Here is a 6473-nt window from a genome sequence, read left to right as displayed (position 1 = left end):
AGGATTGGAAGCGGGAACAAAAATGCAACGATCGCCTTGGGCAAAAGGTGACCCGGAAGTGCGGGCCCAAGTGATGACCGCGCTACAGCAAGCAGTAGCCTGGGTAAAAGAAGGCAACCGCTTGGAGAAGAATAGCGGTATTATTTGGGATGTAGCTTGGTCGCCCGACGGTAAGACAATAGTGACTGCCTGTCAGGACAAAACCGCCAAACTCTGGAGTCCGGACGGCACTTGGCTGAAAACCCTAGAAGGACACGGCAATTCAGTCAGAAAGGTAGCTTGGTCGCCCGACGGTAAAATTCTCGCCACCGCCAGCTGGGACAAAACCGTCAAACTGTGGAATCAAGACGGCGCATTGCTAAAAACCTTGGAAGAACATACAGCTTCCGTCAGAGGTTTAGCTTGGTCACCGGATGGAGAAATTCTCGCCACATCCGGCGGTACTGGAGATAACACGATTAAACTGTGGAATCGAGATGGTGTAAGGCTAAAAACCTTCGTCGCACATACTGCTGAAGTTTGGCGCGTAGCTTGGTCGCCGGACGGTCAAACTCTCGCTTCCGCCAGCGAGGACAAAACCGTCAAACTCTGGAAAGCTGACGGTACACCAATTAAAACCCTCACCGGACATACTCAAGGAGTTTGGAGTGTGGCGTGGTCGCCCGATGGCCAACTTTTAGCCACCGGTAGCGGGGACAGCACTGTGAAACTGTGGAAAGCGGACGGTACTGAGGTGGCAACTTTCACCGGTCACAGCAAGGGCGTTAGGAGTGTAGCTTGGTCGCCCGATGGTAAAACGATCGCTTCTGCCGGGGATGACGCTACCATAAAACTCTGGAAGCCAGATGGTAGCTTGGTAGATACCATCACCGGACATACCCAGCAAATCTATGGTGTGAGTTTCTCGCCGGACGGACGCACTCTGGCGACAGCGAGTGGGGATGGGACAGTGAAACTGTGGCCCTTGGACGATAAAAAACCGATCGCAATCCTCAGAGGACATAAAGATTTAGTCAGGAGTGTCGCTTGGTCTCCCGACGGTCAAACTCTCGTATCGACCAGTGCGGACAGATCTCTCAAATTCTGGAAGAGTGACGGTAGTCTGTTGAGAACCTTGACCGGTCATACCGATGAGGTGTGGAACGCGGCTTGGTCGCCGGACGGTCTGACTTTAGCGAGTGTCAGTTGGGACAAAACTTTGAAACTTTGGCAGTCTGACGGTACGGGGATTGCAACTATCGACGCCAAGAGCGAAGAAATTTGGGATGTAGCGTGGTCGCCGGACGGTCAGATGCTGGCGACTGCCAATGATGATAATACCGTGAAAATCTGGACTTGGAGCGGGGCTCGCGCCTTTACATTGGAAGGGCATACCAAAACTGTTTATAGTGTAGCCTGGTCTCCGGATGGGGAGATTATTGCTTCTGGCAGTGGCGATAGTACTATCAAACTGTGGAAGCGCGATCGCACTCTCATCAAAACTCTCCCAGCACACAACGAGGGAGTGAGAGTTCTCGCTTGGTCTCCCGACGGTCAAATTCTGGCTAGTGGTGGTTTTGACAATACCGTCAAACTCTGGAAGTATGACGGTACATTGCTGAAAACTATTACCGGACATAACGATGCAGTCTGGGATATGGCTTGGTCGCCGGACGGTCAAATTCTCGCTACTGCGAGTTTGGACAAGACTGTGAAACTCTGGCGGCGCGACGGCAGTCCCATCCGCACTCTCAAAGGACATAGCGAAGGCGTTTTGGGTGTCAGTTTTAGCCCCGACGGTAAGGTTTTGGCTTTAGCGGATAAGAACGGTACGATCGTTTTATATGATTGGCAGCAACTGAAAGATTTGGATAATTTATTGAGTCGCGGTTGCGATTGGGTGCGCGATTATCTCCTGACTAATGCTAATCTCGATCCGAGCGATCGGCGTCTGTGCAAAGGTATCGGTACTCGCTTGTAATCACCTTTTTTCCCTGAGCGATCGGATCGGGATCGAAAGGAATAAATATTATTCTTTAATAGAAGCAGGGACAGGTACAAAATCGTAGTTATTTGTAGAGGCAACAATTTTTACCAATTGTACGGGAGGATTGATGCGATCGCCTTTCTGTGAAAATTTAATTGTATCCGAGGCTCCTTGAGCAGAAAAATCAGGCCCAACAAGAGCATCTCGCACTCGCACTCGCGTCGCGTTTCCCTTGCTTGTCGATCTCTCGATCGCTGCAATCAAAGCTTTTGCCGCATCGTAAGACATGGCGGTGCGCCAGTTAATTTGGGCACCTCCCCAAAGCTGTTTGGCATTCTTAACAAAACCTGAATCTGGGTCGCCGTCGATATCCCAAGGAATAGCTACTACCATTCCCTCTACTGCTTTTCCACCATCTTGTAAAACTTTATCTCCATACACGTCATCTCCCCCCAAAAGACGCAATCGATTATTGTTGACTTGTGCAACCAGTAGTGCTTCTTTTAAGGAAGCTGTATTGGGCGCTAACATAATCGCTTCTGCTCCCCAATCGATAGCTTTTTCTACTTTTGGTTTAGCAATAAAGCCTTGAGATGACAAATCAAAAAAATTAGGTTCTGATGGAATTTCGATCGCTTCTCCACCTCTTTCCCCAAGAGCATTCGTAAATTCTCGCCTTAAAGAACGACTGTATGCACTCTGAGAATTATAGAAAACTGCTGCCTTTTGCATATGCAGATAGTCTACCATGTAATCGACTAATGCTTTTGCTGCTACAGAATCGCTAAAAACTGTCCGAAAAATATAGGGACTAGCACCTGATAATTCAACAGCCGTGCTGATCGGAGAAATTGCTACTAATTGCCCGAATTTGTAGATATCTTTTACCGCCAATGTTACCTGGCTAGCCCAATGTCCAACGACACCTAAAACTTGTGAAGTTTTTACTAAAGCTTCAGCCACTTTTTTGGCTTCGTTTTCCTTGTCGTCATCATTGACTACCACTACTTTTAACCTGACTCCATTAATGCCTCCATCGCGATTAGTTTCATCCTGAATTTGAGCTACTCCGCGCAAAATTTCGAGCGCATCGCCTGGGTCACGACCAATCGGAGCTACTACGGCGATCGTATATGCTTTCTCCTGTCCAATTCGTGCGTTATTGAGATATATTAGAGTTTCGGGGGAATTAGTATGTTTGGCGATTGCATCTTCAAAGTACTGCTTAGCTTGCGAATAATCACCTTTGGTAATTGCCTTAACTCCTAATTCTTTTAAATCTAGAAATGATTGATTGCCTTCACCTTCTTTCCCTATTAATATTGTTTGACCCATGCTCATCCTTTCCGGTAGTGGCTGGTCAAAATCCTGTAAATACTTTATGAGATAATTTGATATAATAATAATTGCTAACACCAGCGTAAATAAAACTATAAAATAAAAATACTTCTTGCCTATTCGTTCTGATTTAGTTGTCTCATATTTGATCAGATTTTTACCTTCGAGGTTAAAACCTTCGGGAAATGTGGTCTTGTCATCGTAAATAGCTGTTGTGAAGTTGGTTTCTCTAAGATCTGCGCCTGTGAAATTGGTTCCTTTTAAATTTGCCTCACTTAGATTTGCTTCACTCAAATTGGTGTTACTAAAGTTGGCTCGATTCAACCTGGCTTTATATAGGGAAGCTTTACTTAGGTTAGCTCCACTTAAAATTGCCCGACTTAAGGAAGCATTATTTAAGATCGCCCGACTCAGGTTGATTCCACTCAGGTTGACTCCAGTGAGGTTGACCTTAGACAGAACCACATCTTGAAAATTTCTTTCTCCTTTTGCGTATCGCTGTTTCAGGTCTTTAACATCTTTAACTTCCATATCAACTGCCCATCACGCCGTTGGCAAACAGTTTATCAGTTAGGGGAATGTCTATGACTGTGACTAATTTTACCTTGATGTTGCCAGAAAGGTACAATCACATTCTTTTTACTTTCTTCCTGTCATTCGATTGTGTATTATTCTTTTTCCCCTAGAGCCCCTCTGCTCCGGTCACCCCGGTCGCGGCTTCATACATATTCTTTGAGCGGGAAAGGAGTAGGTGAGTGAGGGACGAAGAAACCCGGTTTCTTGAAGAAACCGGGTTTCTGGGATTGACTTTTCGCTCGACTTGTACTTCCCTGTGTACCAAATTATCATCTACTTGAGAACCATAACTCGCGTACCCATAGCCGATGAGTTGCTTAATGCTTCCAAATGAGGGACTTGATTTGTCGATACAGGGGTGGGGGCAGTTTCAATAACCATATTTCGTGCTTTATCTTTAATAGACTTAAGTACCAGACGCACTACCCAGGAAGAAAGCTGCGGGTTTTGGTCAATTTCTGTTATCAGAGCATCTAAATCGTTAACAATAGCGATCATTGGGAAGTTGATATCGTTCTGCATAAGTTTGATGCCCTCTTTTTAATGTTTTCGTTCTCTAGGTTCAGAATAAAAAAATGCAGTTAGGATTTTGTCTCGTTGTGTGTCACTCTCTTAGGTGACTGTTTTTACTTCAAATGGCAAGTTGCGATCGCTTTGGCGCGAATCCTTGCGGTACAAGCAAGCTAAGCGGTTGCAGCGCGGTTGCATCGGGTGTTGGGAGAGATGGCTTTGGCGATCGCAGTGGACAATTAGCAGATCGTCACACACCTGTTTCCCTTGAAGATGCAGCTGAGGGGGGAGTGGAAGAGTGGGGGAGTGGGAGAGTAGGAGAGTGAGGGAGTGGGGAAGTGGGAGAACGAGATAGCGGGAAGAAATTCCTAATTTTGACTTTTGACTTTTGACTTTTGACTGCCTTTAAGTTACATTTTTGACTGCAACTCGATATGAGACCTCACCCATCTGTGCGAGCTGGCTGAATTGGCGGTGGCTGGGCGGCTGGATGGCGCGATCGCTCTGAAAAAGTTTATTTACAATCTGTGGCGAGATCCTGCGAACACAGCCAGTCGCATCAAATCTCAAGGGATATCGAATTGTATTCAAGTCACACCCGCAATTTATGAAGTATTAAAAAATCGGTATATTTTTGAGGAGCGGGGAATTATCCATGTACAAGGTAAGAGAGATATGACTACTTATCTCTTCAAAGGCAAACGTCCTCCAATGGAGGCCGAAGGATGATTTTTTCGATCTTTCAGCGGTGGGCATTGCTGACAAAACCTCGCTCCGTAATAGGATAAAATATGGGATACACGACAGAATTTGAGGGGGCTTTTTATCTAGACAAACGATTATTCGATAGCGAATTTCTTTATTTATTAGAGTTTTCCAGAACCAGACGTATGAAGCGAGATGTTACCATCTTGGCAGATGTTCCAGACCCCGCACGAGAAGCAGTTCATTTGTCGTTAGGTGAAGATGGCTGCTATTTTGTTAACGAAAAGTGGGATAGAGATTCAGAAATTTCGATTGTGGATTACAACCGACCGCCAGCCGGACAACCTGGGTTGTGGTGCCGATGGATTCCCAACTCTAATGGTAGCGGTATTCAGTGGGATGGCGGCGAGAAGTTCTATCACTACATCGAATGGTTGCAATATCTGATCGATCGCTTTATTCAACCTTGGGGTTATACGTTAAACGGAAAAGTTTATTGGCAAGGAGAAGAGCCCGATGATAACGGTAAGATTATAGTCGAAGATAACAAGATTGTTTGCCCTGAAGATGCTGAAGAATTGCTGAAATATGCCGTTTCGCCTGTCCGGATTCCACGAGGGGTTTTCCAAAGTCTGGAAGCGATCGAAAAAGCTGGCATAGCTTTAATAAATTGGCGTTGGGTAATGGACAAAGTGACAGTTTTAGGTCATCGGGAAACAGCAATGTGGATGGAATCTAATGTAGAAAAGTATTTTGATGGTTTGCAGCGAGGTTTTGAAGCTGATGGTAAGGTTTTGAAAAGTAAAGATGTGGTATTTTGATGTGCGATCGCTTAATTTTCATGTCAACCTCAGTTATTGCCATCCAGAAATTGGGTTGTTTGCAAGTTGTGCAGTGTTTGTTTGCAAGTGACTGCTGTTAGTGAAACGACGTTCTAGCAGAAATTGATAGGCAATTTCAAAATCTGCGGCAATAATGCACATACCAGTTGGGTTAGTTAATCCTTGCATACGATAGCGTCGAATCGCTTGCAAAGTAGCTTGATTGCAAAGCAGCGCCAGTTCCGCACCGTTCCAACCTTCTGTCCGCACAGCCCAAGCTACTAGGTTGACATCTGCGGCTAAGGGCCGATCGCGATTGTGAACGCGCAAAATTTCTAGGCGACTGGTGACATCAGGGAGATCTACTTTAAGTTGCAAATCGAGACGACCGGCTCTTAACAGAGCGGGGTCAATCATATCCGGTCGATTGGTGGCGGCGATAATCATCACATTGTCGCAGGATTGAACGCCATCAATCTCCGTGAGCAGTTGACCGACGACGCGAGCGCTCACACCGGAATCGCTCTCGGAAGTTCCCCCCCGCATGGGAAACAGAG

The 6473-nt window shown here is 46.0% G+C and carries 7 protein-coding genes; 4 read left to right on the top strand and 3 right to left on the bottom strand.

The window, feature by feature from the left end; translation table 11 throughout:
- Positions 1–1960, top strand: a 1960-nt coding sequence (locus H6S82_RS13825) for a WD40 repeat domain-containing protein (protein ID WP_242056939.1), incomplete at its 5' end; no start/stop codon positions are given.
- Between the two features lie 48 nt (positions 1961–2008).
- On the opposite strand, the gene H6S82_RS13820 is transcribed toward H6S82_RS13825, so the two are convergent.
- A complete protein-coding gene (locus H6S82_RS13820) occupies positions 2009–3835 on the bottom strand; it encodes an ABC transporter substrate-binding protein (protein ID WP_190472177.1) in 1827 nt (608 codons plus the stop codon).
- 318 nt (positions 3836–4153) lie between these two features.
- Positions 4154–4402 (bottom strand): hypothetical protein, encoded by a 249-nt coding sequence (locus tag H6S82_RS13815; protein WP_190472179.1) that lies wholly within the window; start codon positions 4400–4402, stop codon positions 4154–4156.
- A gap of 113 nt (positions 4403–4515) precedes the next feature.
- On the opposite strand from H6S82_RS13815, the gene H6S82_RS13810 reads away from it, so the two are divergent.
- The 3 genes from H6S82_RS13810 (at position 4516) to H6S82_RS13800 (ending at position 5916) form a co-directional block, all read left to right on the top strand.
- Positions 4516–4716, top strand: coding sequence for a hypothetical protein (locus H6S82_RS13810; protein WP_190472182.1), 201 nt, complete (start codon positions 4516–4518; stop codon positions 4714–4716).
- 148 nt (positions 4717–4864) lie between these two features.
- Complete coding sequence (locus H6S82_RS13805; protein ID WP_322111990.1) at positions 4865–5119, top strand: adenylate/guanylate cyclase domain-containing protein; 255 nt, start codon at positions 4865–4867, stop codon at positions 5117–5119.
- A 62-nt stretch (positions 5120–5181) separates the two neighbouring features.
- Positions 5182–5916 carry a hypothetical protein gene (locus tag H6S82_RS13800; RefSeq protein ID WP_190472185.1) on the top strand — a complete coding sequence of 245 codons (735 nt, stop codon included), beginning with the start codon at positions 5182–5184 and terminating at the stop codon, positions 5914–5916.
- A gap of 33 nt (positions 5917–5949) precedes the next feature.
- On the opposite strand, the gene H6S82_RS13795 is transcribed toward H6S82_RS13800, so the two are convergent.
- A partial coding sequence (locus H6S82_RS13795) for an AAA family ATPase (RefSeq protein WP_191056319.1) occupies positions 5950–6473 on the bottom strand: 524 nt, incomplete at its 5' end.

It is taken from the genome of Planktothrix sp. FACHB-1355, assembly GCF_014748295.1.
Classification (GTDB): Bacteria; Cyanobacteriota; Cyanobacteriia; order Cyanobacteriales; family Aerosakkonemataceae; genus Aerosakkonema; species Aerosakkonema funiforme_A.
This window is presented reverse-complemented; position numbering and strand designations above follow the sequence as displayed.